26 protein-coding genes, 1 tRNA gene and 1 pseudogene are annotated in these 26864 nt (G+C 47.8%); 11 read left to right on the forward strand and 17 right to left on the reverse strand.

Annotated features, from left to right (window positions below; genetic code table 11):
- Window position 1: 1 nt before the first annotated feature.
- From JK211_RS14685 to JK211_RS14700, 4 genes are all read right to left on the reverse strand, one after another.
- Window positions 2-1684, reverse strand: coding sequence for a hypothetical protein (locus JK211_RS14685; protein ID WP_212709423.1), 1683 nt, complete (start codon window positions 1682-1684; stop codon window positions 2-4).
- A 24-nt stretch (window positions 1685-1708) separates the two neighbouring features.
- Window positions 1709-2464 (reverse strand): glycosyltransferase family 2 protein, encoded by a 756-nt coding sequence (locus tag JK211_RS14690; protein WP_212709424.1) that lies wholly within the window; start codon window positions 2462-2464, stop codon window positions 1709-1711.
- Complete coding sequence (locus tag JK211_RS16940; RefSeq protein WP_249213813.1) at window positions 2461-2613, reverse strand: hypothetical protein; 153 nt, start codon at window positions 2611-2613, stop codon at window positions 2461-2463. Before JK211_RS16940 ends, JK211_RS14690 begins: the two co-directional genes overlap by 4 nt.
- A gap of 745 nt (window positions 2614-3358) precedes the next feature.
- Window positions 3359-5341, reverse strand: coding sequence for a ligand-gated channel protein (locus JK211_RS14700; protein WP_212709425.1), 1983 nt, complete (start codon window positions 5339-5341; stop codon window positions 3359-3361).
- Window positions 5342-5772: 431 nt separating this feature from the next.
- Between JK211_RS14700 and JK211_RS14705 the strand changes: the two genes are divergently transcribed.
- The gene (locus tag JK211_RS14705) at window positions 5773-6960 is read left to right on the forward strand and encodes an MFS transporter (protein ID WP_212709426.1); all 1188 of its coding nucleotides are present in this window, start codon (window positions 5773-5775) and stop codon (window positions 6958-6960) included.
- Window positions 6961-7031: 71 nt separating this feature from the next.
- On the opposite strand, the gene JK211_RS14710 is transcribed toward JK211_RS14705, so the two are convergent.
- Window positions 7032-7544 (reverse strand): SRPBCC domain-containing protein, encoded by a 513-nt coding sequence (locus tag JK211_RS14710; RefSeq protein ID WP_212709443.1) that lies wholly within the window; start codon window positions 7542-7544, stop codon window positions 7032-7034.
- 260 nt (window positions 7545-7804) lie between these two features.
- On the opposite strand from JK211_RS14710, the gene JK211_RS14715 reads away from it, so the two are divergent.
- A complete protein-coding gene (locus JK211_RS14715; RefSeq protein WP_212709444.1) occupies window positions 7805-8704 on the forward strand; it encodes a LysR family transcriptional regulator in 900 nt (299 codons plus the stop codon).
- A 120-nt stretch (window positions 8705-8824) separates the two neighbouring features.
- Here JK211_RS14715 and JK211_RS17135 read toward each other — a convergent pair whose 3' ends face one another.
- On the reverse strand, window positions 8825-8956 hold the full coding sequence (locus JK211_RS17135) for a S24 family peptidase (RefSeq protein WP_343878094.1): 132 nt from the start codon (window positions 8954-8956) through the stop codon (window positions 8825-8827).
- A gap of 671 nt (window positions 8957-9627) precedes the next feature.
- Here JK211_RS17135 and JK211_RS14725 point away from each other — a divergent pair.
- The 7 genes and pseudogenes from JK211_RS14725 (at window position 9628) to JK211_RS14755 (ending at window position 13703) form a co-directional block, all read left to right on the forward strand.
- Entirely contained in the window at window positions 9628-10365 is a 738-nt protein-coding gene (locus JK211_RS14725; protein ID WP_212709427.1) for an aspartyl/asparaginyl beta-hydroxylase domain-containing protein, read from the forward strand.
- Between the two features lie 134 nt (window positions 10366-10499).
- Window positions 10500-11432, forward strand: coding sequence for a glutaminase A (gene glsA / locus JK211_RS14730; RefSeq protein WP_212709428.1), 933 nt, complete (start codon window positions 10500-10502; stop codon window positions 11430-11432).
- Window positions 11433-11541: 109 nt separating this feature from the next.
- Window positions 11542-11850, forward strand: coding sequence for an acid-activated periplasmic chaperone HdeB (hdeB, locus tag JK211_RS14735; RefSeq protein WP_212709429.1), 309 nt, complete (start codon window positions 11542-11544; stop codon window positions 11848-11850).
- A gap of 111 nt (window positions 11851-11961) precedes the next feature.
- Window positions 11962-12285 carry an acid-activated periplasmic chaperone HdeA gene (gene hdeA / locus JK211_RS14740; protein ID WP_212709430.1) on the forward strand — a complete coding sequence of 108 codons (324 nt, stop codon included), beginning with the start codon at window positions 11962-11964 and terminating at the stop codon, window positions 12283-12285.
- Window positions 12286-12675: 390 nt separating this feature from the next.
- Window positions 12676-13210, forward strand: a pseudogene (ssb, locus tag JK211_RS14745) (single-stranded DNA-binding protein).
- Window positions 13211-13223: 13 nt separating this feature from the next.
- Complete coding sequence (locus JK211_RS14750; protein ID WP_249213814.1) at window positions 13224-13421, forward strand: DUF4160 domain-containing protein; 198 nt, start codon at window positions 13224-13226, stop codon at window positions 13419-13421.
- Between the two features lie 18 nt (window positions 13422-13439).
- The gene (locus tag JK211_RS14755) at window positions 13440-13703 is read left to right on the forward strand and encodes a DUF2442 domain-containing protein (RefSeq protein ID WP_212709431.1); all 264 of its coding nucleotides are present in this window, start codon (window positions 13440-13442) and stop codon (window positions 13701-13703) included.
- Window positions 13704-14179: 476 nt separating this feature from the next.
- Here the strand turns inward: JK211_RS14755 and JK211_RS14760 are convergent.
- The 10 genes from JK211_RS14760 to prfC all read right to left on the reverse strand — a co-directional run bounded on the left by JK211_RS14760 (window position 14180) and on the right by prfC (window position 24801).
- Window positions 14180-14255 (reverse strand) — tRNA-Phe (locus JK211_RS14760).
- A gap of 162 nt (window positions 14256-14417) precedes the next feature.
- Entirely contained in the window at window positions 14418-16355 is a 1938-nt protein-coding gene (mrdA, locus tag JK211_RS14765; protein WP_212709432.1) for a penicillin-binding protein 2, read from the reverse strand.
- A 184-nt stretch (window positions 16356-16539) separates the two neighbouring features.
- Window positions 16540-17259 (reverse strand): purine-nucleoside phosphorylase, encoded by a 720-nt coding sequence (gene deoD, locus JK211_RS14770; protein ID WP_212709433.1) that lies wholly within the window; start codon window positions 17257-17259, stop codon window positions 16540-16542.
- 68 nt (window positions 17260-17327) lie between these two features.
- Window positions 17328-18551 carry a phosphopentomutase gene (deoB, locus tag JK211_RS14775; protein WP_212709434.1) on the reverse strand — a complete coding sequence of 408 codons (1224 nt, stop codon included), beginning with the start codon at window positions 18549-18551 and terminating at the stop codon, window positions 17328-17330.
- A gap of 59 nt (window positions 18552-18610) precedes the next feature.
- Window positions 18611-19930, reverse strand: a complete 1320-nt coding sequence (gene deoA, locus JK211_RS14780; RefSeq protein ID WP_212709445.1) for a thymidine phosphorylase — start codon at window positions 19928-19930, stop codon at window positions 18611-18613.
- A gap of 37 nt (window positions 19931-19967) precedes the next feature.
- The gene (gene deoC / locus JK211_RS14785; RefSeq protein WP_212709435.1) at window positions 19968-20747 is read right to left on the reverse strand and encodes a deoxyribose-phosphate aldolase; all 780 of its coding nucleotides are present in this window, start codon (window positions 20745-20747) and stop codon (window positions 19968-19970) included.
- Between the two features lie 245 nt (window positions 20748-20992).
- Window positions 20993-21781, reverse strand: a complete 789-nt coding sequence (locus JK211_RS14790; RefSeq protein ID WP_249213815.1) for a TatD family hydrolase — start codon at window positions 21779-21781, stop codon at window positions 20993-20995.
- A gap of 122 nt (window positions 21782-21903) precedes the next feature.
- Entirely contained in the window at window positions 21904-22065 is a 162-nt protein-coding gene (locus JK211_RS14795; protein ID WP_212709437.1) for a DUF1328 domain-containing protein, read from the reverse strand.
- Window positions 22066-22187: 122 nt separating this feature from the next.
- Window positions 22188-22781 carry a molecular chaperone OsmY gene (gene osmY, locus JK211_RS14800; RefSeq protein WP_212709438.1) on the reverse strand — a complete coding sequence of 198 codons (594 nt, stop codon included), beginning with the start codon at window positions 22779-22781 and terminating at the stop codon, window positions 22188-22190.
- Between the two features lie 430 nt (window positions 22782-23211).
- Window positions 23212-24801: a peptide chain release factor 3 gene (gene prfC / locus JK211_RS14805; RefSeq protein ID WP_212709439.1), complete on the reverse strand. Its 1590-nt coding sequence runs from the start codon at window positions 24799-24801 to the stop codon at window positions 23212-23214.
- Window positions 24802-25320: 519 nt separating this feature from the next.
- Between prfC and ftnA the strand changes: the two genes are divergently transcribed.
- Window positions 25321-25833, forward strand: coding sequence for a non-heme ferritin (gene ftnA / locus JK211_RS14810; protein ID WP_212709440.1), 513 nt, complete (start codon window positions 25321-25323; stop codon window positions 25831-25833).
- 258 nt (window positions 25834-26091) lie between these two features.
- Window positions 26092-26574 carry a YlaC family protein gene (locus JK211_RS14815; protein ID WP_212709441.1) on the forward strand — a complete coding sequence of 161 codons (483 nt, stop codon included), beginning with the start codon at window positions 26092-26094 and terminating at the stop codon, window positions 26572-26574.
- A gap of 5 nt (window positions 26575-26579) precedes the next feature.
- Here JK211_RS14815 and JK211_RS14820 read toward each other — a convergent pair whose 3' ends face one another.
- Window positions 26580-26801, reverse strand: coding sequence for a hypothetical protein (locus tag JK211_RS14820; RefSeq protein ID WP_212709442.1), 222 nt, complete (start codon window positions 26799-26801; stop codon window positions 26580-26582).
- Window positions 26802-26864 lie beyond the last annotated feature (63 nt).

Below are 26864 nucleotides of genomic sequence, written 5' to 3' on the forward strand. Positions count from 1 at the left end.
GTCAGTTGAACTGCATGACAAAGTCATCGGGTACTACATGACAATAAATCACTATCAATAAATTGGAATCATTACCTGTTTTTTTAATAAACCAGTCATCATTATTTCTGTAAAACGGTGAGTAAAACCATGAATGTGACAACTGGTTATTAAGAATAAAGCTTCCCACCAGTGTGCTTTTCTTAGTTGCAGGACTGGCTGAGGAATTCATTACCCGTAAAATCTGAATCAGTTCATTAGGTGCTATCTCTTCACACAGAATAAGACGACTAAAATCATTGATAAACTCACTGGTCCGGGACAATTTTACTGTAATTTCTTTAATCACATTCTTTATCAGTAAGAACCGGGCAAGTCCGCTCATTCCTGATGAAGATATGGTCTGTAAGACCTGGCGGGTGGCCCCGTACTTACAGGCAAACTGATAAATACGCCCGCGGGCCTGCTCATCTGACAGGCGGAATAACGGTTTTTTTCGCACAAACGGCAGTATTTCCATAATACTGCGACTCATACGGTTTCTTCCCCGGTAATCTTTTACGGCTACACAACCGTAGTAATGAATCACCGAGCGGGCGTTCATACTCTGGGTCACCGTCAGCGGATTAATGATAGAAGGTATACCATCATCGCTGCAACGTATCCCCTGTTCTATATCTTCATAATCATTCCAGTACAGTTGTTCATTCTGTGGGGAGTGTAGCCAGACTGATTTTTTACACAAATACAGGCTGCCGGTCAGATAATCATGGCCGAACTGGCTTCTGGCCGGATGCTGGTAGCAGTAAAAAAGTTTACTGATCAGTGCGGTATCTTTTTTCGTTACTGTCCGGATATTCAGCTCCCGGGTCAGGTCCTGCTCTATCGTATTGAAATCTGAATATTTTCTTGGAATGAGATTATACTGATCGGCAAAATAGAATGACTGAAAGCCGGTCATCGGATAAAAGTCACCAAAACGCAACACTGCTTCAGAAAAGTTCAGTGGCAGCATCACCCGGTCATGGATAATACACAGATTAGGGAAGCGGGCGGCCTGTGCCAGTGCATTTTTCTTACGGGTAATATGTACCGGCGGAGCAGTAATTTCCTGGCCGATAATCCGGACCTGATCATAAAAAAGAAAATCGGCATGGGGCGTTCCGCACAGGATAATCTCGAATTCCGGCAAATTAAGCTGCAGAATACGTTCCACACAGGCATTAAGAAATGTCGGATCTTCAGGTCCTGTCGGAATACAAAAACTCCACTGTTCCAGCCCCCTGTCCTGCTCTGCCGTCAGCGGGTGCTGCTTGAGATATACCCTGAATCCATCACGGGCTTCAACTTCAGTAAAAGCCCGCTGGTAATAACGACGCTCCAGCAGACTGTCACAAGGGATCTGTTCTTTAATATAAAGACGGGCCCCGACTGGCATCTGATGAGTGATATCCCACAACAGATGGGCATACAGTGAAGAATCGTTCTGCACGTTAATCAGTGCAACATGGTGAATATCTTTTAACAGAAAACGTGAACAGCCATTTACCACGTATTCTTTATCTGCTTTTTTACCTTCAAAGGCAGAAAAACTAATCACCGTCATACGGGTACCCTCTTCGGCTTGCGGAAGATGGCCGCTGTAACAACGATTCAGGACCGGGACCCTGAGTTTTCTGTCATGTCTGTAACGAATAATTCTCATATTTGTTTCCAGCCTGCCCGGTTATCAGAACGATACAGACTGGCGGAAAACCGGCAGGCTGCAGAATTTTTGCAAGTCCTCAGGTGTCCCCAGACCATACATGCCGTCCATTTCGCTGCCAATATTAAGGATCCCAAGCCGGGAGTTGCCCTCAGCCAGCATATAGTTATAAACGGGAGCGACATAGAACTCCCCTGCGCTGCGATCATTCTGGCGGATCATCTGTCCGGCAAAATGGCAGAAATCTCTGCCTCTGCGGTAGTTATAGATACCGACTGTCGCCTGATCCGACACAACCTGTTTTTCTACCACCGAAATAACCTGGCCAGAATGATTGCAACATGCATAGGACCACTTAGGATCACTGGCAGTCATCGTCATAATTAATCCATCCAGCTGTTGATCATCCAGCTGCTGTAAATAGTGGTTAATATCGATATCTACCCACTGATCAGAATTGGCAATCATTAACTGGTCATCGTTATTAATAAATTCTTTCGCGGCTAATACTGTACAGGCAGCACCTTCAGTTATCCCTTCTAATGGAATAATCACTGCCCCCGGAGCAGCTGAACTCAGTATTTCGTCTGCAGCATAGTCGGAAATATGTGATTTCTGACAAATAAAAATAAACCGGTGTTCTGCTGCAGGTCGGAGATTATTGATGACGACTTCTATCATCCGTTTATTATTAAGCATGATTAATGGTTTGGGATCCTTATAACCGGCAGAAGAAAAACGACTTCCACGTCCGGCCATGGGTATAACGATATTAATCATACAATCACCTCAGCGCTGTATTTATCATTTTTCACCGCAGGAAGTTTCACCACCAGAGTCGTGGTATTCTCTAACACATTAAAATCTGTTATCTCTTCAGGTAAAATAGTCACAATATCGCCGGAACGGTAATTATTCCCGTTCATCATGACATTCCCTGTGATTATCATCGTTATTTCGGTGGAAATTTTATGATAATGCGCGGGCTCATAATCCCCGGTAACATAGTGTTTCACCGCAACTTCGACATGTTCAGAATAAAACACTGAAGGTTGAAAAGGCCCGACCAGCTAGCCTCTTACCATCTGATCTATATGTTCTTTTTTCATCATTTTACCGGTATCAAAAAGTCCTTGTTATTGTTCCCGGAATACGGCCGGATATCCATAACCTCTTATTTAACTGCCAGGAAAATTGTGCATTAAAATAAGATTTTTTCAGCCCCATTGCTTATACAAGCAGATAATATTTCCTTTTTAATGCTATGTAAACCATCTGTTTTGGGTAAAAAAACCATACTACAACCATGAAGCAGAATAAAAAACTAAAAACATAAACACAAAAAGATTTAGGCGTTGCTATTTTATTTAACTTAAGATAAAAGATCGTTTATTTTAAGTATTTACGTTTTAACAATTGAGATTATTTTTATCATATCCACTATTAAAAACAGTGCTCTGCCGGCAGGATTTATTTACAAGTAAGTCAGAAGAAGTATTTCAGGCTGTGATTATAACTGTAATTATCCTAACAACAATCAGCAGGATGACTTCAGTATTATCCAGAGGTAAATGGGAGAGTAACGTGCTTTGAAAGGAAAAAACCATCGCCACGTAAACAATATTAAAAATAAACATCACCGGCCATATATATATGGCCGGTGATGTTCACTGATCAAAAGCTGTAGGTTATACCAAGATTATAACGCCTGCCGTCAAGTACCGTATCATACACCGAATAATCAATTTCCTTATCGAAGATATTATATACTCCGGCAACTACTGAAAGTTCTTTACTTACATTATACCGGGTGCCTATATCAACAAAACTATAGGAAGGGACGCCCTGTGCCATAGAGGTACGACTGAGATATTCCGAACTTTTACCACGGAAGTTTATCCGGCTCCAGAAAGATAAATCTTCACGGGCCTGCCAGTTCAGCACAGCATTGAACATATGTTCAGGCATTTTGTTTAAGGGTTTACCAGAAAATTGTCCGCTTTTCTGTTCTGAGCGGGTATAAGTATAATTTGCTGTCAGTTGCCAGCCGGTTGCCGGTTGCCAGCCAAATGTCGATTCCACTCCACGCATTGTTGCTTTATCTACATTGACCCTGTCGCTGACAAAATCATAAGAGGTATTACCGATAGTACAGGAGGGTTCGGCACTGCTGTTACAACGGCGAACTTCGGTTATTTTGTCTTTAAAATCCGTATTAAACAAGGTAATACCGGCATTCAGAGTATCACCATTATCCCAGAGTAAGGCGATCTCTTCACTGAGGCTTTTTTCCGGTTTCAGGTCCGGATTACCGACAATAATACCGTTAAGCCGCCCGCCGCCAGTCGTCTGTCCCCAGTTGGCCGAAGACTGACGTAAATCAGGAGAGCGGTAACCGGCAGAAATTCCCCCTTTCAGGATCCACTGGTCACTCAGATGCCAGACACCATACCCCCTCGGAGTCCAGTGTGTTCCGTAATTTTCGTCCTGGTCCATACGCAACCCGCCAGTCAGGCTTAGCCCGCCGGTAATTGCCCATTCATCTTCCGCAAAAATAGCATAGCTCCAGCGAGTCAGCTTATTCAGTCCCTGTGCAGACTGAAGCTGATTACCATTATCCCGTAATTTTTCGTAGCGATACTGTCCCCCCAGCGTAAGAGTATGCTTATCCAGTAATAGCTGGTTCTGGGTATTAAAGGTTGTGTTATAAGATTTCATTTCCCGTACAGGGTTATTCGTTTCTTCCTGTTGCAGGTAGCTGGTCGTATTTAGCGAGTCATAGTAACCATTGTGGGTCAGGGCATAACTGGTATGTTCATAACGATTTTCACTGCGGCTGTTGGGGGTACATCGGGTACCACGACAGGTTTCTATGGCCTTCGATTTCCCCGGGGTGCTGTTCCGGTCCTGTAATTCCCTCGCCATATCAACTGCGAAGCTGTTTCTGTCGTCCGGTGTCAGGGTAAAGGTGGCAGCCCCGTTACGCATCCGCTGCTCATTATAACCATTAAGAATTTTATCTTCCTGCCGCCGGGAGAGTAAACCACTCAGCTTAAGTCCCAGCAGCCCATCAATCAGCGGACCTGAAACATACGCATCGGTCTGGAAAAGATCCCCGGAACGGCTGTTTTCCTGCAATGTGGTATCTGCATGCAGAGATCCACGCCATTTACCGTTGTTATGCGTTTTTTTGGTGATCACATTGATCACCCCCCCCATTGCATCAGAACCATACAGTGATGACATCGGGCCACGGATCACTTCAATTCGTTCGATAGATTCCAGCGGTGGCAGCCAGCCCTGTTCGATACCTGCATTATCACTGTTTGGCCGGGTTCCGCGGGTACTGACCCGTCGCCCGTCTACCAGAAATAAAGTGTATTGGGAAGACATACCACGAATACTGATATCACTGCTGCTGCCTCCCCCGGTAACAACGACTCCGGGCACATCTTTCAGGGCATCGGTAATATCCCGGTATGCCTTATCTTCAATTTGTTGCTTACTGATTACCGAGATGGATGCCGGTGCATCTTGTATTTTCTGTTCGAAACCTGTCGCAGTAACCACCAGCGTTTCTTTATCTGCGGCATCAGCGACAGGGCATACTGCCGTAACCATCACCATAACCAGAGGTCTGACACGAAATGTTGTCATTATCATCAATCCATTTGTTGAATAACATGAGTCATGTTTCACCGGCACCGCAGGAACAAAAATGTAACAATAAATTGCTGCACCGAAGAGCATTTATTGTACGACCATATATATAAATGTAAACATAAATGATAATAACTATCATTTATATTATTTTATTTTAAAATAAATCCTTATTTATCATGTTTATGGGTTTGGTGAGGTATTTTCCTTCTATTGGCTAACTGTTAATTTTCTATTAAAAAACAACCTTAGCTGCTCTCCGGAAGTTACATAAGAAAATATTTTTTATTATTAAATGTGATAAAGGTCGCAAAAAAAATTACTGCCGACAGAATATCCACCATCATGGTGTTAATGGTTCGACGCCATGTAAAATACGCAGTACCGTTATCTGCTGTTGCCAGATTCACCGTCCACTCAGGAAAATAATGGGAAATATTCAGCGTCCGAACCCTCATATTCAGCAAATCGCACTATTTGCATTAATGTTTTTACCCGGCCTTAGCTGGTCGAGCTGGGTCAGCAGAACCCCTGCAATGCGGGATCTGTTACAGGCGCCGGTTGAGTCAATGGGATTAATGCTATTCGGCTTTTCCTGCGGCTCTATGGCAGGAATTTTACTGGCAGGTAAACTGATTAACAGTTTCGGTATCCGCAGGATCATGCTATGGGGATACCTTTTGCTGTCTGCCGGTCTGCTAATACTGGCATTCAGTATGGCTATACCGGATATTGTGCTGGCATTTTTTGCACTGGCTGTTTTTGGTTTCGGTGCCGGACTGTCTGATATCACCATCAATATTGAAGCTTCAGCCTTCGAGAGACAGCAGAATAAACCCGTCATGACGATACTTCATGGTTTTTTCAGCGGCGGTACTCTGGCGGGAGCTGTTACCGGAATGCTGATGGCTGCCTTAAACCTGCCACCTCAGTGGCATTTTACGTTAATCGCCGGTCTGCTGTTGGTCTGTATTTTTCCGCTAATCAATCGCCTTGACTGGCAGAGTGAAAAAGAGGCTGCGGAACAACCTCAGTCAGGAAGCTATCAGTCCCAGGTGTTCAACGAACTACGTGATAAGCGATTACTGCTGCTGGGCGTCGTTATTCTGGCGATGGCACTGGCTGAGGGTTCTGCTAATGACTGGGTTCCTTTATTGATGACCGACGGTTATCACTTCAGCCATACTACCGGTACCCTGGTATACGTTGGTTTTACGGCCGGAATGACACTGGGCCGCTTTATCGGTGGCAGCTTTGTACGCCGCTTCGGGCGCGTCCGTATGCTGAGATTCAGTGCTTTATCTGCTGTCAGCGGCTTATTACTGGTGATTTTTTCTTCCGTCCAATGGCTGGCAGCTGTTGCAGTGATATTGTGGGGGATTGGCGCTTCTCTGGGCTTCCCCCTGACGATCTCTGCTGCCGGGGAAGGGAAAAACAGTAACCTGCGGGTCACTATTGCTGCCACACTGGGTTATATTGCTTTTCTGGTCGGCCCGCCCTGCCTCGGGTTTCTCGGCCAGTATGCCGGATTAAGGATGGCAATGCTGCCGGTACTGCTCATGGTTATAATCGCGTTTTTCTGTACTTCGTCGGCAGCATCCCCCCGCCAGGACTGAGCGTTTCCTCTGATAACCGGGACCGGAGAGACTCCCCCGGAACAGAAGTGACTCTGTTCCGGTAAACGCTTTTATTTCAGCGCTTTTGCTGCAGTAATAAGACCATCCAGCCACTCCTGATGACCATTGATCATCGGATTAGGAGTGGTCTTTGCCAGTTCAACAGCCGGCTGCCCGTTCTGAGTTTCCTGGGTAAGAATACGGACACGGTTGCCAGGAAGATCCTCCACCAGCCACGCATGCAGTACATCCAGACGTTCATCACTGCCCGTCTCACCTGACCAGCCATGCCAGGAAACACGAGCAACATCTCCGCTATCTGGTGCACAATATTCCGTGACCTGCGCTTCGACATGGAAGCCAAACGTCTCGAAACTGAAGCGCATATCTGCCGCCAATTGCGGACCTTTATTGTCATAATACCGTGCGTTGGCGGAATTTTTATAGTAATCCGGCCATCGTGCCGGAGTAGTAAGCAATGGCCAGATATCCCGGGTCGTCAGACCGGATACAATGACTTCATTTGAGCAGTAATTGTCAGTAAAGCCAGGAACAAAACCTTCCGGCCAGTTAATCCCATTCATTTTCATACAATTTTCTCTATATAAGGATGCTACACGTTCCGGTAGCAGACAAATAAAGTATCCTGTCAATGCAGAAATAAGACCAATCACCATTTTTTATTTCTATTATTCTCTGTGGTGATATCTTAATCACAGAATACAAACGGAAGCATTATGCTGTCCGTGAACCGGTCACTTGTTCAGCCCGGCACTGTAGAACTGTATATGACCCGTCACATACAATGTTAAACATAAACCGGGCTTACATGACGAAGAAGCCAATGCACAACGATATCCGTACTGTCGATCTTAATTTACTCAAAACACTTGATGCCCTGTTGGACGAACGCAGCGTAACCCGCGCAGCAGCACGGTTATCACTGACACAACCCGCCGTCAGTGGCATGCTGAACCGCCTGCGGGAATATTTTAATGATCCGCTTTTTACCCGTACACAGCGGGGGATTATCCCGACATTACGGGCACTGGAATTGCAGCAACCAGTGAAAGATATACTCACAGAAATCAGTGGATTACTGCAGCCAAAGACCTTTGACCCGCTAACCGCAGAAATAACCATTAAAATTGCAGCCACTGATTATGCTCTGCGGGCTGTGGTCGTTCCTTTTATAGAAGCGCTGAAGTTACAGGCACCGCATATTCGCGTAGCGGTTCTGCCCGTGAATAATGAGCAACTGGCAGCACAGTTTGAACGCGGGGATATCGATATTGCCCTGGTGACTCCGGAAACTGCGCTGCCCGATTTACATGCCAGACAGCTGTATGAAGAATACTATGTGTGTTTATTACGGAAAGAACACCCGCTGGCACAGCCCGGAGCACTGACTCTTGATAGTTTCTGTGCCATGGATCATGCACTGTTCTCCTACACCGGTGACAGTTTTCACGGAGTCACCGATGATGCGCTGGCTGCGATTGGCCGTTCCAGGCATATAGCACTTTCCGTGTACAGTTTTCTGGTATTGCCCGAAATACTGCGAGTCAGTGAGCTGATCAGTGTGGTACCGCAAAGACTGGCACGTAATCTGCCGGGCTTAACAGTCATGCCGCCGCCACTGGCAATTAAAGGCTTTAGTAAAACTGCAATCTGGCATGAACGAACACACCGTGATCCCGGCTATCGCTGGCTGCGTGAACTGTTGTTCACTATCACCCACTGAGCTGATACATGCCTACAGGGGCAGGGTAAATTATCTGTCTGCTCAATACCTTTAATGACATGTTTAACCACACCGAAGCTCTCAAACGGGTCAGCATCCGTCACAGAGACCAGCGGGGATTCATTCTTCTGAGATGTAAAGAAGGCCGTAAACTTGCCCCGCCAATGAGGCCACCACAATATCACCCGCTCCGGCGGTCAGTGAGCTATCGACAATCAGCATATCACCGTCAGCGATACCTTCTTCTGTCATCGAATCACTACTGCCCCGGATAAAACAGGTTGTTACCGGATACGCAATCAATAACTAATTAAGATCAATTCTTTGTGCAATATAGTCCCCGGCAGGTGACGGGAAGCCACAGGTAACACGACTGATAAAAAATGGCAGGTCCAGTAATAGTGGTTTATCTGCCGCCCGGTAAAGTATCACAACCCCGTTTATTACTGTTGCTATGTGCTGTGTTATGGACGGGTCATCCTGATCACCTTTTAGTGTGCAATTTTTTAAAACCTCTGATTCAAAAGGATTTACTTATATTGATCGGATCCATTTGCTCTGATCTTCCTGCATAAAATAAAGGGATCAGCAATCACCGATCCATGCCAGCCGCAAAGGATCCCTATCTGCAATAACCTTACCCTGCCTTTATCCCCGGAGCCTGGCGGAAAAAAGCAGAGTATCAAAACTGACTCCTTCGCCAGTTTTGATAAAAAACACAGGGGCATTGATGGCATTTTACAGACAGTTTATTTCAGGTGCCGTATGAAGGAATAAATAACCACAGATATCAGATTATCTCCATTAATTACCCAGCATTCAGTAAATACCCTGAGTAGCACTTATAAATATGATTAATCTGTTTATCCGGGCATTCCATCATCATAGTGCATATATTAATTTATTATGACAGGAATATAATTATGCAGCCCGCATCACGCCCGGCTTTTTATCGTCGTTTACTGATAAAAACGGGGAAAAAATTCTTACGCTGGAATAACTATTTCCAGACAAAACATTCACTTATTGCAACTACTCCAAAAATTGACAACTCCGCTTTCGACTGGGTTTATTTACTGGAAAATAACTGGCGGGAAATCCGCGGAGAATTAGATATATTACTGAAAAAACCACAGAATATTCCTTCCTTCCATGAAATATCTCCTGACCAGCAACGGATTTCCAAAGGTGACAACTGGAAAACTTTCGGGTTATATATATACGGTAACCGGATTGAAGCAAACTGTGCCCTCTGTCCGAAAACAGCAGCACTGATCAGTGCAATCCCCCATATGCGTACTGCCATGTTTTCTATACTACAGCCCCGCTATCATATCGTTCCTCACAAAGGCCCGACCCGAGCCATGGTGCGTGTGCATCTGGGGCTTATCGTGCCAGAAGAACGGGATAAAGTATGGATCAGGGTGGCTGACCAGAAAATGCACTGGGAGGAAGGTAAAGTCATCCTGTTTGATGACTCTCTGGAACATGAAGTACGTAATGATAGCGATGAATGGCGTGCCGTCCTGTTTCTGGATGTCGACCGGCCCATGGACAAAACCGGAACTCTGGTCAATAAGCTTCTCTTTTCCCTGATTAAAGCCAGCCCTTATATCAAACAGCCATTGAAAAATATTTCTGCATGGAACCGGAAGTACTGAGCGGGAGTAGATTAAGCCTGCTCATATAAGTACCCGTAATCTGCTATCAGGCATTCCCTGGTTCAGGAAAGGCTATACTCTTATCGACTCCTCCATGAGGTAAACGCCACACTGTTTTATAACAGGAGATTACTATGCAACAGGATCCACAGGTCATCCGGCAGTCCATTGAGCAGGCCCTGCAAGAGTCACTCTCCCTGCAAGGAGGGAAAAATGCAGACTATATCCCCTTTCTGGCACAAGTCCCTTCACACCTCAGCGCCGTGGCGGTCGTCACTGCAGAAGGGGCTGTTTATCAGGCCGGTGATAGCAGTTATCCCTTTGCCATAGAGTCTATATCGAAAGTCAGTACCCTGGCGCTGGCCCTCGAAGAAGCCGGTCCTGCCGCGATTAAAGAAAAAATAGGTGCCGACCCGACCGGACTCCCTTTTAATTCAGTTATTGCCTTAGAACTGCACAGCGGGAAACCTTTATCACCCTTAGTCAATGCCGGGGCAATGTCTGCGGTCAGTCTGCTGAAAGCAAACGATGCTGAACAGCGCTGGCAACGTATTTTACATCTGCAACAACAAATGGCCGGTTCAGCACTCGCCCTCTCAGAAGAAGTTAATCAGTCGGAGCAAAGTACCAACTTTCATAACCGGGGTATTGCCTGGCTGCTGTATTCTGCCGGCTATATGTATTGTGACCCTATGGAAGCCTGCGAGGTTTATACCCGTCAGTGTTCAGTACTGATTAACACGACACAACTGGCGACTTTCGCCGCCACCCTTGCAGCCAGAGGGATGAACCCACTCACCCGCCAGCAGGTACTCAGGAAAGATAACGTTCCCTGTATCCTCGCAGAAATGACAATGGAAGGTATGTACGGTGCCTCGGGCGACTGGGCATACAGTGTCGGACTGCCGGCAAAAAGCGGTGTCGGCGGGGGTGTTATTGCCGTCGTCCCCGGAGTGATGGGAATTGCGGCTTTTTCACCGCCACTGGATAACGAAGGCAACAGTGTACGTGCTCAGGCAATGGTCGCTTCGGTGGCCAGTCAGCTGGGCTATTCGCTGTATCGCTGAACATGCCTGCGGCAAAATATCTGTTCACTATTCTGGATATTTCCTATTGTCAGACTACTATTATGAGTAAGGCTATCCTTTTAACTCACAGGTATAAAAGAGAAGACTCATGAAAATCAAAGCGATGATACTTGCTGTTGCCGGATTATCTTTTTTTTCTGCAACCGCCGTTCAGGCTGCAGATACTAATACCGAACATATGACCTGCCAGGAATTTATAAATCTGAATCCCAAAGCAATGCTGCCCGTTGCATTCTGGATGCTGAATGATAAAACAACCTATAAGGGCGGAGATACTGTTGATTTACAGGAAACTAATAATATCGCCATCCCGCAGGTTATCGATTTATGTAAAAAGCATCCGCAAAATAAACTGTATGACTTTAAAAATGAAATTCATGACCTGCTGAAAAAATAATACACCATCATATTACATGGAAATATAGCTATTTAATAAAATATAGCTTTATTTCCTATGGTTATATTCACCGATGTATCTTTTAACAATACAGAAAGAGAGGTTAGTAAGATGAATAAGTTCTCCGGAGCCATTGTTGCCGCTTTACTCGTATTGCCTGCAGCCAGTTTTGCGGCTGATCATACCGCACATCAGACCAGGCCTATTACTAAATGGACCTGTAATGATTTTCTGAATCTGGATATGTCTTTCCAGCCAACTGCCGTCGGATTCGCTGAAGCACTGAACCAGAAACAAAAACCTGAAGACGCAGTACTGGATGTCAGCGGCATTGAGAGCGTTACCCCGGTGATCGTACAGTTGTGTGAACAAAACAAATCTGCCAACTTCAAAGCGACTACCGATAAGGCCTTCGAACAGGCGCCGAAAAAATAACATCTCGGTGCTGTTATTGTATGGCGGTGACCCTCTGGTTATCGCCATTATATTGTTATTAACAGATAACCTGTTTACCGACATCTGAAACAGTTGCGAAAGATAGTCACCGGCAAGACAATATTAATAAAAACGTCATCCTCCTGAGTATTTGAAAACATAAAAACCATACTATTTTAATATGCTATTTAATAACTCTGATATAAATAAATAACCATTAAAATATTAATATATATTTGTATTGAAAAAAGATTTTATAACTTTTCCGGTTAGTGGTTCTGAGCTTTTGCTTTGTCACGTGAATGCCTGATCTGATCCTTCAACTCAGCACAAATGCGATTTATTCAACACCGCTGTGTGTAGTTATCATCTCCTGACGTATCCGAATCTATTAAGTCACTACAGGTCATTCTTGCCGGATATTTAGACCAGCCCCCCGAAGTACGCTATACATCCAGCAGCAGCGCAGTAACCACTATTTCAGCTGACGTGATAAGTAAACCAGTGAAATGAAGAAGCAGACCGAATGGCTCCGGGTCGTACTGTTTGGCAAACTGGCGGAAGTGGCCGGTGAATTTTTGCGTAAAGGCTCACAGATATACATTGAAGGCCAGTTAGTTACCGGTAAATGGCAGGATAAGCATAGTCAGGAGCGTTATTCTACAGAAGTGATGGTCAACGTGAACAGTAGCATGCAGATACCGGGAAGTCGTCAGCAATCGGGTAGCTCCTCTTCTCACTCCCGGGATTCTTAACAACAAGGATGGGGACAGCCTCAGCAGCCCGTATCAGGGGGTCAGCCACCTCAGGTGGGGCGTTGTCTTCAGGAAGTCCGGCTGCGGGGATGCCGATGGATTTTGACGACCACATCCCTTTTATCGGATCTGGTTATGGTATTAATCGGGCAGCCATACACGTAATCTGACAGGGAGAGTATTATGCCAACAGTATTCAGGATCGGCGCCTATCGGTTTTACTTTTACAGTCATGAACCGAATGAACCGGCGCATGTCCATATTGATAAAGGTAATGCAACCGCTAAAATATGGTTACATGATATCAGCGTCGCGCGTAGTGTGGCTTTGCTTCGCACCAACTTCGTGAACTACAACGTCTGGTTAAAGAACATCAGATAACACTCCGGGAGGCCTGGGATGCTTACTTTGCAAAGTGAGAACGATATTCGCGTAATGAATGTCTGCATTGATGATGATCGGCTGACGGTTGACCTCATGGACGGGCGCAGTATCTCTGTTCCCGTTGCCTGGTTCCCTCGTCTTGCTGCGGGTACTGCTGAGCAGCGACAAAACTGGGAGCTTTGTGGTGCCGGTTATGGTATCCACTGGCCTGAACTGGATGAAGACCTGAGTACCGAAGGACTACTTCGTGGTGCTAAAGGTGTGACTCCACGCCATTGACCGGTGTCATTTAACAAAACGGAAACGCTGACTTTGCGGTCGGCGTTTTTTTATCTGCGGAAAATCAGTTATTAATTGAATCAATACGGGGCACGGTTCAGGAACCGGAGTACCCGCTTCCGCCAGCTTAAGAATGGCGATGATCTGGCTGTCAGTAAAACGTGATCATTGAGATCCGCTACCCTTCCGGTCATAGAAATCCCCCCTGAATTCAGGTGAGTAGAAAATGCTGCTTATAAAAATACCGGTTTTTCGGGCGGATTACCATGTACCGGAACTGTCAGGAAAAGACCGGAGGCGCTTCAGACAGGAAGCCTGGGAAATCAGTAACCAGCCAGAAAGAGGCGACAAACGAGGTAAAACACATCAGAGAGCAGGGCTAAGGGTAACACCTGAAGTACCCCGGGGAAGGTCCATAAACAGACCATACTGCAGAAACGACAAAGCCCCGCATTTCTGCGAGGCTTTTGAAATAGTGGTGCCCGAACTCGGAATCGAACCAAGGACACGGGGATTTTCAATCCCCTGCTCTACCGACTGAGCTATTCGGGCAACGAGGCGCATTAAACCCTAATCCCTGTTCTGCGTCAATCAGTTTTCATGAAAATCACGCTGACTGATTGTTTTTACGGCAAAATTTCGTCATTCGATTTATTACTGAACAATCTGACTGATATAGCAGCCGCCCCTTCCTGAGCGTACTGCTCTGCCCTGTTATTGATCGGTGGTCACTGCTCCCGCTGCAACGCCGCCGTTATCCGGGATATCCTGCGGTATCGTTCCTTTATCTCCGCCCGGTATCAGCGACGCGGTCTGAGGCAACAGAATATGATCAAGAATCTGACGCATCAGCGGCGCGGCTGTTACTCCGTTAACCCCGCCGTTTTCCAGAATCAGTGCTACCGCTACCTTAGGATCTTTAAAAGGAGCAAAAGCAGTATAGAAGATATGGTCACGCAAACGTACCGGAATCATTTTGGCGTTGTACACCTGGTTTTGTTTCAGGCTGAAGACCTGAGAGGTTCCGCTTTTCGCCGCAATACCGTAAGGCGCAGTATGGAAATAACGATACCCGGTACCATTCGGGGCATTCGCCATCCCGAACATCGCATGGCGCACCAGCGACCAGTAAGGGGAATCCGGGCTGCCGATCTGAGGAGACTGTGCCGGTGGCTGGTACAGTTGCTCACTGTTCCCTTGCTGTTCTTTAAGTAACAAATGCGGAGTAAGTACCTTACCGTTATTAAGCAGTGCCACCAGCGCTTTTACCATCTGTATTGGCGTCGCAATCCAGTAGCCCTGACCGATACCGACAGAGATTGTATCGCCCTGATACCAGGCTTTTTTATGCACCTGTTGCTTCCATTCGCGGCTGGGCAGCAGACCTTTATATTCTTCATGTAAATCAATACCCGTCAGCTTGCCATAGCCAAACTGGCTAAGCATATGATGGATTCTGTCGATACCCATCATATAAGCGACCTGGTAAAAGAAGGTATCCGCTGACTCTTCAATAGCTTTGGTCACATTCAGCATACCGTGGCCGGTTTTTTTCCAGTCACGATAGCGACGATCAGTGCCCGGCAACGTCCAGGTCGGAGCGCCGAAGAAGGTGGTCTGTGGCGTAATGACTCCGTTAAGCAGCGCTGACATCGCCATATAAGGTTTCACTGTCGACGCCGGCGGGTAAAGCCCCTGGGTAACACGGTTAATCAGGGGTAAATCTTTGTTCTGCAGTAATGTCTCATACGCTTTATAACTGATCCCTTTAACAAACGGGTTAGGGTCATAGCTGGGGGCTGAAACCATTGCCAGTACGGCTCCGTCATGGGGGTCTTCAACCAGCACCGCCGCACGCTGTCCCACCAGCAGGCTTTCAATATATTGTTGTAATGGCAGATCCAGCGTCAGCCAGACATTTTTACCCGCCACTGGCGGTTGCTCACTTAATACTCGTACAATACGGCCGTGGTTATCGACTTCTACTTCCTGATAACCCGTTTGCCCGTGTAAAACAGACTCATAATAACTTTCAATCCCCTGCTTACCGATATTGTGGTCGGCCGCATAGTTCTCAGAAATACCTTCAGCATTCAGCCGCTTAAAATCACTGTCGTTAATCTTAGACACATAACCGACCACATGGGCCAGAGCGGCTCCGTAGGGATATTGGCGGTCCTGATAGGAGTCAATACTGACTCCCGGAAAACGATACTCATCCACAGAGAAACGGGCGATCTGTTCTTCCGTCAGTTCATCTTTAACAATGATAGGCTTATAACGGCTGGTGAGTTTCAGACGATGCCAGAAATCCGTTTGCTCATCCGGCGTCAGACCGATCAATGGCGTCAGGGCGGCGATTGTCGCTTTCAGATTAGTGATTTTATAAGGGATGATCGTCAGGTCATACTGGGTAATATTTTTCACCAGTGGCGTGCCGTTACGATCATAGATAATCCCGCGGGTGGGCGCGATGGGGATCATTTTAATGTCATTATCATTGGACCGGGTCTGATAATAACCGTGTTCTTTGATCTGCAAACGATAAAGGTTATACGTCAGAATGCCAAAGCACACTGCCACCAAACCAAAAGCCGTTATTGCGCGACGTATAAACAGTTTTTCTTCAATTTCGAAATTACGCAGATTCATTACATAACATAGTTTGCAGAGAGGAGGATCGTTAACTGACGCCTATCATAGAGAGATAGACAGACAGTGCCAGTACCAAGTTGATCCGGAAGAGACTAAAGTGTGTCATTTGTTGAAAAGTGTAACAGAAGATAAGCAACGCGAAAAAACAGCCGTGACTTTTCCGCGTTATCAGGGGCAGCTATTATGCCCGATCACCGGCCAGAACAGATTCCAGTGCAATATTGATCATATCATTAAACGTAGTCTGACGTTCTTCGGCCGTTGTTTGTTCACCGGAGCGGATATGGTCAGACACAGTGCAGATAGCCAGTGCTTTCGCGCCGAACTCTGCCGCAACACCATAAATACCGGCAGCTTCCATTTCCACACCGAGGATGCCATATTTTTCCATAACATCAAACATCTGCGGATCCGGGCTGTAGAACAGGTCGGCAGAGAAAATATTACCGACGCGGGCATCAATGCCCAGATTTTTAGCAGCATCAACCGCATTACGTACCAGCTCAAAGTCTGCAATTGCTGCGAAATCGTGATCTTTAAAACGCATACGGTTTACTTTTGAATCGGTACAGGCACCCATCCCGATAACCACATCACGCAATTTGACATCAGAGCGCACCGCCCCACATGACCCGACACGAATAATGGTTTTTACACCAAAATCGGTGATCAGTTCTTTCGCGTAAATGGAGCAGGAAGGGATCCCCATACCGTGACCCATGACCGAAATTTTACGGCCCTTATAGGTACCGGTATAACCGAGCATACCGCGCACATTGTTCACTTCACGGGCATCCTGCAAAAAGTTTTCCGCGATATATTTAGCACGTAACGGGTCACCGGGCATTAAAACGACATCTGCGAAATCACCGGGTTCAGCATTAATATGAGGTGTTGCCATGTTATTTTTCCTCTCAAACATGTCATTGTCTGCCGCAGTGGCAGACAGTGAAAAATCAGGCATGCTTTTTACAGCATGTTACGCCCGTAATCCATAGCAGAAAGCCCGAAATATGATGCAATGGTCTGGCCAATATCAGCAAAGGTATCACGCTGACCCAGCGGACCAGGGGTTACCTGCGGACCATAAATCAGGACAGGAATATGTTCGCGGGTATGATCGGTACCATGCCAGGTCGGATCACAGCCGTGATCGGCGGTCAGAATCAGCATATCGCCCTGTTTTACCTGTGCCATCAGTTCCGGTAAACGACGGTCAAATAATTCCAGACCGGCGGCATATCCTGCCACATCACGGCGATGACCCCAGCTGGAATCAAAATCCACAAAGTTAGTAAAGACGATCGCATTATCCGGGGCCTGCTGCATTTCGATCAGCGTGGCGTCAAACAGTGCATCCAGCCCGGTTGCTTTCACTTTTTTGGTGATCCCCTGCTGGGCATAAATATCCGCAATTTTACCGACCGAAATCACCTGACCATTCTTTTCTTCTACCAGCTTCTGCAGGATGGTGGCTGAAGGGGGTTCAACCGCCAGATCGTGCCGGTTACCGGTACGGACAAATTCGCCGGCTTTCTGCCCGGTGAACGGACGGGCAATCACTCGACCAATGTTATACCCCCCTTCGGTAAGCTCTTTACGTGCGATTTCACAGAGCTCGTATAAACGTTCAAGGCCAAAGGTTTCTTCATGGCAGGCAATCTGGAAAACCGAATCAGCAGAGGTATAAAAGATAGGTTTACCGCTGCGCATATGCTCTTCGCCCAGCTGGTCGAGGATCACTGTACCTGAAGAATGACAGTTACCGAGGTATCCGGGCAGTCCGGCTTTTTCTACCAGCGTATCCAGCAGCGATTGCGGGAAACTGTTTTTTTCATCAGAAAAATAGCCCCAGTCAAATAACACCGGGACTCCGGCAATTTCCCAGTGCCCTGAGGGGGTATCTTTACCGGAAGAGAGTTCACTGGCGCAACCATAAGCACCAATAATATGCGCACTGGCATCCATTCCGGCAGGGATTTTACCGGTGGATAATTCCGCCGCTTTTGCCAGCCCCAGCGCAGTCAGGTTAGGCAAATGTAAAGGCCCTTGCCGTCCTTGGTTCGCCCGCCCTTCACTGCAGGCCTGTGCAATATGACCCAGCGTATCTGAGCCCGTATCACCAAATTTATTCGCATCAGCGCTGGCGCCGATCCCGAAGGAGTCCAGAACCATAATAAATACACGTTTCATGCTCGCCTCCTGTAGATTCTATTGAGTGAAAAACACTGATCAGATCAGTATGCGACTAATTAACCGATTCTGCGATAGATTAACGGTATTTCTTTCGGTGGCTGCTCTGTCACAGTAATCGCAGCCTCCAGGTCAATCGCAGCCTGTTGCCAGCTGTTTTCGTCAGCAGCATGTATTATCGCCAGCGGGGTGTGAGTATCCGTCTGCTGGCCCAGCACACTTATCCCGGTAAAACCGACCCGGTAATCAATGCTGTCGCTGCTGCGCTGCCGCCCTCCGCCCATCCTGACAATTGCCATCCCTGCCGCACGCGTGTCCATCGCGCCGATATAGCCAGTACGCTGGGAGTAAAGAGGACGCACCACCGGCGCAGCCGGCAGATAACGATCATAGTGTTCGACAAAATCAGTCGGTCCAGATTGTTGAGCCACCATCTGGCCGAAAACTTCTGCCGCACGGCCATTATCCAGTACCTGCATTAAACGCTGTTTTGCCTGAGATTCATCGGCAGATAAACCGCTGCTGACCAGCATTTCACTGCACAATGCCAGAGTCACTTCCAGCAGACGCGGATGGCGGTAATCCCCGCGCAGGAAACGTACTGCTTCACGAACTTCGGTAGCATTACCCGCCGAAGATGCCAGTACCTGACTCATATCGGTCAGTAGCGCCGTGGTTTTGCATCCGGCACCATTAGCCACCCCGACAATGGCACTGGCCAGCAGTGCTGACTGAGCATAGTCCGGCATAAACGCACCACTGCCCACTTTCACATCCATGACCAGCGCATCCAGCCCTTCTGCCAGCTTTTTCGCCAGAACAGAAGCCGTGATCAGCGGTATTGAATCCACGGTGGCCGTAATATCCCGGGTCGCATAAAAACGCTGATCCGCCGGGGCCAGTGAACGGGTCTGCCCGATGATGGCAACACCGGTTTCACGGATGATCTGCCGGAAGCGCTGATCATCCGGAAAAATATCAATACCGGGAATGGCCTCCAGTTTATCCAGGGTACCGCCGGTATGCCCGAGCCCTCTTCCGGAAATCATAGGAACGTAACCACCACAGGCAGCAACCATCGGCCCGAGCATCAGTGATGTCACATCACCGACGCCCCCGGTGGAGTGCTTATCAACCACCGGTCCGTTTAACTGTAAATCCTGCCAGTCGAGTACCGTCCCGGAATCACGCATTGCCATCGTCAGAGCCACCCGCTCCCCTAAACTCATATCACGGAACCAGACGGCCATCGCCAACGCAGCTATCTGTCCCTCAGTGACTGACTGGTCGGTAACCCCGCGGATAAAGCAGGTAATTTCCTCATCAGTCAGGCAATGACCATCACGTTTCTTACGGATAATTTCCTGTGGCAGTAACATAATTGTCTCCCGGCAATATTCGGCCTGTCGCTGGCAGTCAGTACCCTGATACTGCGTCCGTAACATCAGCACCGCAGGTCTTCAGCAGGCTGTTCAGTAATCCCGATGCACCAAAACGGAAATGTCGTGAATCGGCCCAGTTATCACCGAGAATATCTGCTGCCAGCGCCAGATAAGCTGCCGCATCTTCGGTGGTACGTACTCCGCCCGCCGGTTTAAAACCGACACTGGCAGCAACGCCTTTATCACGGATCACTTCCAGCATAATGGCTGCACTTTCCAGAGTCGCGTTAACGGCTACTTTACCGGTCGAGGTTTTAATAAAATCGGCACCGGCATCAATCGCAATCTCTGAAGCCTGACGTATCAACGCCGGTTGCTGTAACTCACCACTCTCGATAATGACTTTCAGCAGTACACTGGCTTCTGTACACAGCTGTTTGCAGGCGCTGACTAGCTCAAATCCGCATTGGGTGTCTCCGGCTTTCAGTGTCCGCCATGGAAACACCACATCCACTTCATCGGCCCCGTACGCAATCGCCGCGCGGGTTTCTGCTACCGCAATAGCGATATCATCGTTGCCATGAGGAAAATTGGTCACAGTCGCGATACGCACCAGAGGCGTGCCCTGTTCACGTAAGACTTTGCGGGCCAGGGGGATAAAACGCGGGTAGATACACACGGCGGCGGTCTGCCCTGCCGGTGAATTAGCCTGCCGGCACAGGGCCGTGACTTTTTCATCCGTATCATCATCATTCAGGGTGGTGAGATCCATCAGCCCTATCGCCTTACGTGCGATGCTGGTCATATCAGTCATGGAGAATTCCTCTGGAAGTTACCGGTAATTGGTAATATTTTCACAATTACTCGCTGCTTAATGTTCATATTCTAACAAAGCGTATCAGCAATAATTGCGGTGCGGATCAAGAAATCACTGCCTCTGCGGTTAACATGCGACGATAACGCACAATATGCAGTGAGTACCGGGGGACTGAAGCACAATGGGCAGAGATTTATTGTTAAAGTAATAACATAAAGTATAGCGGGTATCTTTCGCCGCTGTCAGGATGCCGCCAGCCGCGGAAACAAACGCAGACTGTTATTCCACAGCGTTTGCGCAATCTGTTCAGCAGGTTCAGAACGCAGCTCAGTCAGAACCCGCCAGACGGCAGCGATCTGTTCCGGCCGGTTAGGTTGCCCCTGAAATCCGTGTAATGGCATATCCGGTGCATCGGTTTCCAGCACCAGAGCGTGCAGGGGTAAAGCGGCAATCGTGTTGCGTGTCTTCGCCGCCCGCGGATAAGTAATAGTCCCGCCAACACCAATCCGGTAACCGAGTTTAACAAAAGCCATCGCCTGAGACAGGCTGCCGGAGAACCCGTGGATTACGCCGCTCGCCGGTAGCTTTGCCTGCCTGAGTAACCCCGCCAGCAGATCATGTGTCCGCCGTGAATGGAGGATCACCGGCAGATCATAGCGTTTTGCCAGACTCAGTTGTGCTTTCAGACGCGAGATTTGTTGTTCGCTGTATGCCGCCAGCTGCGGGGTAAAGTAATCCAGTCCGGTTTCACCGAGTGCGACCAGTTTCGCCGGCTGTTGTTGCAGCCACTGCTGTAACTGGTCAATATCATCATCACAATGTTGCTCCGTCCACACAGGATGCAGTCCCAGAGCGGCGTACAGCGGCTGATAACGACCGGCAAGCGCCATCACAGCAGAAAAACGTGCACTGCTGACGGCCGGGACAATAATTTTTTCGACTCCGGCCTGGCTGGCACGCTTCAGTTCTGCCGCTTCATGGTGCTCAAAAGGCGGAAAATCATAATGACAATGGGTGTCGATAAACTTCAACGACGTCTCCTCAGGGCACAATAATAACAATGGCAGGTGATTTACAGCTGGCAGGATAACCGTACTGCCGGCATCCTTGCCGGCTGCTATCATCGGTTGATGACAACAGATGCAACGCTGACTCAGAGTTTCTTACGCCCAGTGAACAGACTGATAAGAAACAGGATAATACCGACGATAAATACCACTTTTGCGGCCCATGCTGCGGTTCCGGCCAGTCCGCCAAAACCCAGTGCTGCAGCGATCAATGCGATAACCAGAAAGATAATTCCCCAACGAAACATAGTCATCTCCTTACTGTCATTAATAGATTCATCTTATAAATCGTTCTGAAGCGTGTTCAGAACCGGTCCTGCGGTGAAAATATTGTTGTTAATATCGCGGTTTCTCTGCAGCCATCACAGAATCAGTGGCTGACAGACAATTCGTTTTTTACTGCACTGACACCGGAAACCTTACGGGCTATCTCCGCCGCCAGCATTTTTTGCTGCCGGTCACTGACATTCCCCGTCAGCAATACTGCTCCGTGGGTTGTTGTCACGGAAATATGGCGCGCAGACACTCGCTTATCAGCCAGCAACCGGGCAACAATTTCACTGGTGGTCGCGGTATCACTGGCATAACTCTTCAGGTCAGTCTGCTGGTTCGGCTTAAGATGCAGATTAAGCTCTGTCTTCCGGACCCCTTTAACCGATTCTGCCAGCTGTTTTACCCGCGCCATTTGCCGGTGTGAAGCGACAAAACCATCGATGGATACCACACCCCGGTTAGTTGAAACCGACAGATTGGTACTGTTAATCTGCTTGTCATCCACCAGCGCCGTTTTGACTTTCGCGGTGATGGTGCTGTCATCCATAAACTTGTCTACGCGGTTAATCGCTCCCCCCTGCTGTTGTTCCGTCGGCGTCCGGGAATGTCCGGGGGAGTCTGCCGCATAAACACCGGGACTGCATAGCAGTGAAATCAATAACAGCCGGTAAATATAACTGTTGTTTTTCATATATTTTTCCTGAGTGGTCGCTGCATCCGGTACGCCCGATGACCTGTCCATGACAGGCTGTAACGGACCCCCTTTGGCGCCGCAACCACATAATATTAATAGTAGCTGAGTTTTACGGGTGTACTGATTTTTAGGATTTGACTTAAGTGACATCCGGCCTTTACAGCTTCGGTAATATCAGTACAGATCCATCACCAGACCAGGACAGAATAAACACTTTTAGTGGTCAGGCAGAAGCAGCACAATCCGGGAATAGTTTTCCGGTCTGGCAACGCAGAAAGAGAATACAGACAATGCACGCATCCGCAGAGATAACATCAGCGGTGATAAACACCGCCTCCCGGCAGAGATATCAGCTGACCGTCAGCTGACAGACAATTGTATAATACTCCCGGGCCCCGGCTAACGGGGCTCCGGCAGAGATTCCCGGTTAATGTTCGCGGGTTTTGCGGAAAGTGACTTCAGGATAACGTTCACTGGTGATATTCAGGTTAACCATGGTCGGGGCGATATAGGTAAGGTTGTCGCCGCCATCCAGCGCAAGGTTAATCTCGTTTTTGCGCTGAAACTCATCGAATTTTTTCACATCACTGCATTCCACCCAGCGGGCAGTAGAAACGTTAACCGATTCATAAATCGCTTCAACGTTATATTCACTTTTCAGGCGCGCCACTACCACATCAAACTGCAGTACACCGACTGCGCCGACGATCAGATCATTGTTCGCTATCGGACGGAAGACCTGTACAGCACCTTCTTCAGATAACTGAACCAGCCCTTTCAGTAACTGTTTTTGTTTTAACGGATCACGCAGACGAATACGACGGAACAGCTCCGGCGCAAAGTTAGGGATACCGGTAAACTTCATTTTCTCACCCTGAGTAAATGAGTCGCCGATCTGAATCGTGCCGTGATTGTGCAAACCGATAATATCGCCGGGCCAGGCTTCTTCAACGTGAGCACGGTCACCTGCCATAAAGGTCAGAGCATCAGAGATCACCACATCTTTCCCGGTACGCACCTGATACATCTTCATGCCTTTCTCATATCTGCCTGATACTACACGCAGGAAGGCCACCCGGTCGCGGTGTTTTGGATCCATATTGGCCTGAATTTTAAATACAAAGCCACTGAACTTCTGATCACTCGCCGCTACTTCGCGGGTATCCGTTTGACGGGGCATTGGCTGCGGTGCCCAGCTAACCAGACCATCCAGCATATGATTAACACCAAAGTTGCCCAGTGCCGTGCCGAAAAATACCGGGGTCAGCTGTCCGTCGAGAAAAGCCTGTTCTTCAAATTCGTGGGAGGCCCCTTTCACCAGCTCCAGCTCTTCACGTAGCTGGGCAGCCAGCTCGTCACCGATCGCTTCATCCAGCAACGGGTTATCCAGCCCTTTGATAATACGTTCCTGCTGGATGGTATGACCCTGGCCACTCTGATAAAGGTAAGTTTCATCTTTGTACAGATGATAAACCCCTTTGAATAGCTTACCGCAGCCGATAGGCCAGGTCACCGGCGCACAGGCAATCTTCAGCTCATTCTCAACTTCATCCATCACCTCCATAGGGTCACGAATATCACGGTCGAGTTTATTCATGAACGTCAGAATCGGCGTATCACGCAGCCGTGTGACTTCCATCAGCTTACGGGTACGATCTTCGACCCCTTTGGCCGCATCAATCACCATCAGACAGCAGTCGACAGCCGTCAGGGTACGATAAGTATCTTCAGAGAAGTCCTCATGTCCCGGGGTATCAAGCAGATTAACCAGTTTATCGCGGTAAGGGAATTGCATCACTGACGTGGTGATCGAGATCCCACGCTGTTTTTCCATTTCCATCCAGTCTGATTTTGCATGCTGACTGGAGCCGCGGCCTTTTACCGTCCCGGCGGTCTGGATCGCCTGTCCGAACAATAAAACTTTTTCTGTAATTGTGGTTTTACCCGCATCCGGATGCGAAATAATCGCAAATGTGCGGCGACGAGCCACTTCGTCTAAAAAGGGTGCTGTAGCCATGAACAGGTTCTTCACTGTTGGCGGAAAGGCATCGCAGTACTGCATTTCCGGAAAAATCACGCTGACCGGGAAGAGTTTCACCGGCTTTTCTTACGAAGATAACTGACCGGCAAGCGACTGCATCCGTCAATAATCCCGTACTCGCTGCAAAGAGGCTGCAATAAACATTTCTGCTAACCGCAAGACTCTGCCAGCACATGTTACATGAAACCGGACGTTTACGGTATGTCGGCCCGCAGAGTTTCCTGGCCGAAAGTGGCTGAATGATCCCCCGTCATCATCGGGTACAGTGATTTGTTACCCTGTCCGGGGAAAAAAGACCCACCCGGGACATTCTTCCGCTGAAAACAGATAGCAATGAGAAACAGTAGCATTACAGATACTAAATAATTCACATTATTAACTTAATGATTAATAAGGAAAAAATAACAGACCACAGCTTCACAAAACCCAAAAAGTGATGCATAATTGTTCACTATAATCTTACAAATCTTACTCTCTGTTTAAAAGGTCTCTGCTATGTTAACGCCTGATATGATTGCCCGCCTGAACGACCAACTGAATCTTGAGTTCTACTCAGCAAACTTATACCTGCAAATGAGCGCATGGTGTGCAGACAAAGGATTTGAGGGTGCTGCCTCATTCCTCAAAACTCATTCCCGTGAAGAAATGGATCATATGCAGCGTCTGTTCGACTACCTGAGCGATACCGGCGCATTGCCGGTTCTGGGTAATATTGAAGCACCGCCGGTCACTTTTGAATCACTGGCCGATGTTTTTTCACAGACTTACCAGCATGAACAATTAATTACCAGTAAAATTAATGAGCTGGCCCATGCCGCTATGACCACTCATGACTACTCTACTTTCCATTTCCTGCAATGGTATGTTGCCGAGCAGCATGAAGAAGAAAAAATCTTCAAAACGGTACTGGATAAACTGGGCATGCTGGAAAACAGCTCTAACGGCGCCTTCCTGCTGGATAAAGACTTAGGTCATATGAACAACGAAATCCATAATAAAAACGCCTGATTATCCATAAGGCAGAGGCTGTTCCTCTGCCTTTCTGTTCCGCTTCACAGCGCGAATAATCACCGGAAGCTGTGTGCTGATCTCCGGCCTTTACTGCATGATAATTTATTCTCCTTTGTGTCAGCCCCGCTACGTCTCACCTCGTTATTGGTTAACTAACATCAGCTAATGTTAACTGTTATAGTTTACCCCGGGGCATCTGTTTCTTTCTGACTGGTCAGTTATGTGATTAAGTGACAGCAAACTCGCGGAGGGCGTATGGACAAGATTAAACAGATACTGCAGCAGGAAATCGACCGTCTTAACCGGACCGAACAACGGGACAACCGGCCACGTTTCAGCTTTACTTTTTTGCGTAAACATCCGTGGCTGTGGTTAGTGATGTACCTCTGTTATGCCTTGTGCACTGCGCTGATCTTTTCGACAGAGATGCTGGGCTGGCCGGCGTTCTGGTTTGCTACCGCATTCGTACTGGGTATGAGCCTGCTGATGCTGATGGACATTAATCCGAAATACCGGTTTGAAGATATTGATACCCTTGACCTGCGAGTGTGCTATAACGGCGAATGGTACTATGTCCGCGCTGTTTCCGAACAATGTCTCAGGGCAATCAGCAACGATCCGGATATTCCTCAGCGGATAAAACAAGGCATTGCCCGGTTACAGGAGAAAAAAGGCGAAGTCGATTTTTACGATATTTATCATCTGACCTGGGGTCAGCGCCGTGCGGCAACGATCTGAAACACTCACTGACATAGCCGCGCAATCAAACGCCCCAGCACCTCCACTGCCAGTTCAGCCCGGTTATCCCAGGGCCAGGCTGCATTAAAGCGAAAGCAATGACGATATTGCTGTGTGGCGGAAAACAGTTCCCCCGGCGCAATACTGATATGTTCAGCCATCGCCTGGTGATACAGCAGAGTACAGTCGGTTGCCGGCGGTAATTCTACCCATAAAAAATGGTTCATCGCGTTTTACCGGGGAACGCTGCTTTTATCTTCAGGAAGAAGTATTCATTATCCCGGTATCCA

Origin of the sequence: Tatumella sp. JGM130, assembly GCF_018257525.1 — a bacterium.
Classification (GTDB): Bacteria; Pseudomonadota; Gammaproteobacteria; order Enterobacterales; family Enterobacteriaceae; genus Tatumella; species Tatumella punctata.

What these genes read in the sequence shown, in the direction of transcription:
- JK211_RS14685 (WP_212709423.1), bottom strand. Translation starts at nt 1,684, where the DNA reads ATGAGAATTATTCGTTACAGACATGACAGAAAACTCAGGGTCCCGGTC.
- JK211_RS14690 (WP_212709424.1), bottom strand. Translation starts at nt 2,464, where the DNA reads ATGATTAATATCGTTATACCCATGGCCGGACGTGGAAGTCGTTTTTCT.
- JK211_RS16940 (WP_249213813.1), bottom strand. Translation starts at nt 2,613, where the DNA reads ATGATGAACGGGAATAATTACCGTTCCGGCGATATTGTGACTATTTTA.
- JK211_RS14700 (WP_212709425.1), bottom strand. Translation starts at nt 5,341, where the DNA reads ATGACAACATTTCGTGTCAGACCTCTGGTTATGGTGATGGTTACGGCA.
- JK211_RS14705 (WP_212709426.1), top strand. Translation starts at nt 5,773, where the DNA reads ATGGGAAATATTCAGCGTCCGAACCCTCATATTCAGCAAATCGCACTA.
- JK211_RS14710 (WP_212709443.1), bottom strand. Translation starts at nt 7,544, where the DNA reads ATGAATGGGATTAACTGGCCGGAAGGTTTTGTTCCTGGCTTTACTGAC.
- JK211_RS14715 (WP_212709444.1), top strand. Translation starts at nt 7,805, where the DNA reads ATGCACAACGATATCCGTACTGTCGATCTTAATTTACTCAAAACACTT.
- JK211_RS17135 (WP_343878094.1), bottom strand. Translation starts at nt 8,956, where the DNA reads ATGACAGAAGAAGGTATCGCTGACGGTGATATGCTGATTGTCGATAGC.
- JK211_RS14725 (WP_212709427.1), top strand. Translation starts at nt 9,628, where the DNA reads ATGCAGCCCGCATCACGCCCGGCTTTTTATCGTCGTTTACTGATAAAA.
- glsA (WP_212709428.1), top strand. Translation starts at nt 10,500, where the DNA reads ATGCAACAGGATCCACAGGTCATCCGGCAGTCCATTGAGCAGGCCCTG.
- hdeB (WP_212709429.1), top strand. Translation starts at nt 11,542, where the DNA reads ATGAAAATCAAAGCGATGATACTTGCTGTTGCCGGATTATCTTTTTTT.
- hdeA (WP_212709430.1), top strand. Translation starts at nt 11,962, where the DNA reads ATGAATAAGTTCTCCGGAGCCATTGTTGCCGCTTTACTCGTATTGCCT.
- JK211_RS14750 (WP_249213814.1), top strand. Translation starts at nt 13,224, where the DNA reads ATGCCAACAGTATTCAGGATCGGCGCCTATCGGTTTTACTTTTACAGT.
- JK211_RS14755 (WP_212709431.1), top strand. Translation starts at nt 13,440, where the DNA reads ATGCTTACTTTGCAAAGTGAGAACGATATTCGCGTAATGAATGTCTGC.
- mrdA (WP_212709432.1), bottom strand. Translation starts at nt 16,355, where the DNA reads ATGAATCTGCGTAATTTCGAAATTGAAGAAAAACTGTTTATACGTCGC.
- deoD (WP_212709433.1), bottom strand. Translation starts at nt 17,259, where the DNA reads ATGGCAACACCTCATATTAATGCTGAACCCGGTGATTTCGCAGATGTC.
- deoB (WP_212709434.1), bottom strand. Translation starts at nt 18,551, where the DNA reads ATGAAACGTGTATTTATTATGGTTCTGGACTCCTTCGGGATCGGCGCC.
- deoA (WP_212709445.1), bottom strand. Translation starts at nt 19,930, where the DNA reads ATGTTACTGCCACAGGAAATTATCCGTAAGAAACGTGATGGTCATTGC.
- deoC (WP_212709435.1), bottom strand. Translation starts at nt 20,747, where the DNA reads ATGACTGATATGACCAGCATCGCACGTAAGGCGATAGGGCTGATGGAT.
- JK211_RS14795 (WP_212709437.1), bottom strand. Translation starts at nt 22,065, where the DNA reads ATGTTTCGTTGGGGAATTATCTTTCTGGTTATCGCATTGATCGCTGCA.
- osmY (WP_212709438.1), bottom strand. Translation starts at nt 22,781, where the DNA reads ATGAAAAACAACAGTTATATTTACCGGCTGTTATTGATTTCACTGCTA.
- prfC (WP_212709439.1), bottom strand. Translation starts at nt 24,801, where the DNA reads ATGGCTACAGCACCCTTTTTAGACGAAGTGGCTCGTCGCCGCACATTT.
- ftnA (WP_212709440.1), top strand. Translation starts at nt 25,321, where the DNA reads ATGTTAACGCCTGATATGATTGCCCGCCTGAACGACCAACTGAATCTT.
- JK211_RS14815 (WP_212709441.1), top strand. Translation starts at nt 26,092, where the DNA reads ATGGACAAGATTAAACAGATACTGCAGCAGGAAATCGACCGTCTTAAC.
- JK211_RS14820 (WP_212709442.1), bottom strand. Translation starts at nt 26,801, where the DNA reads ATGAACCATTTTTTATGGGTAGAATTACCGCCGGCAACCGACTGTACT.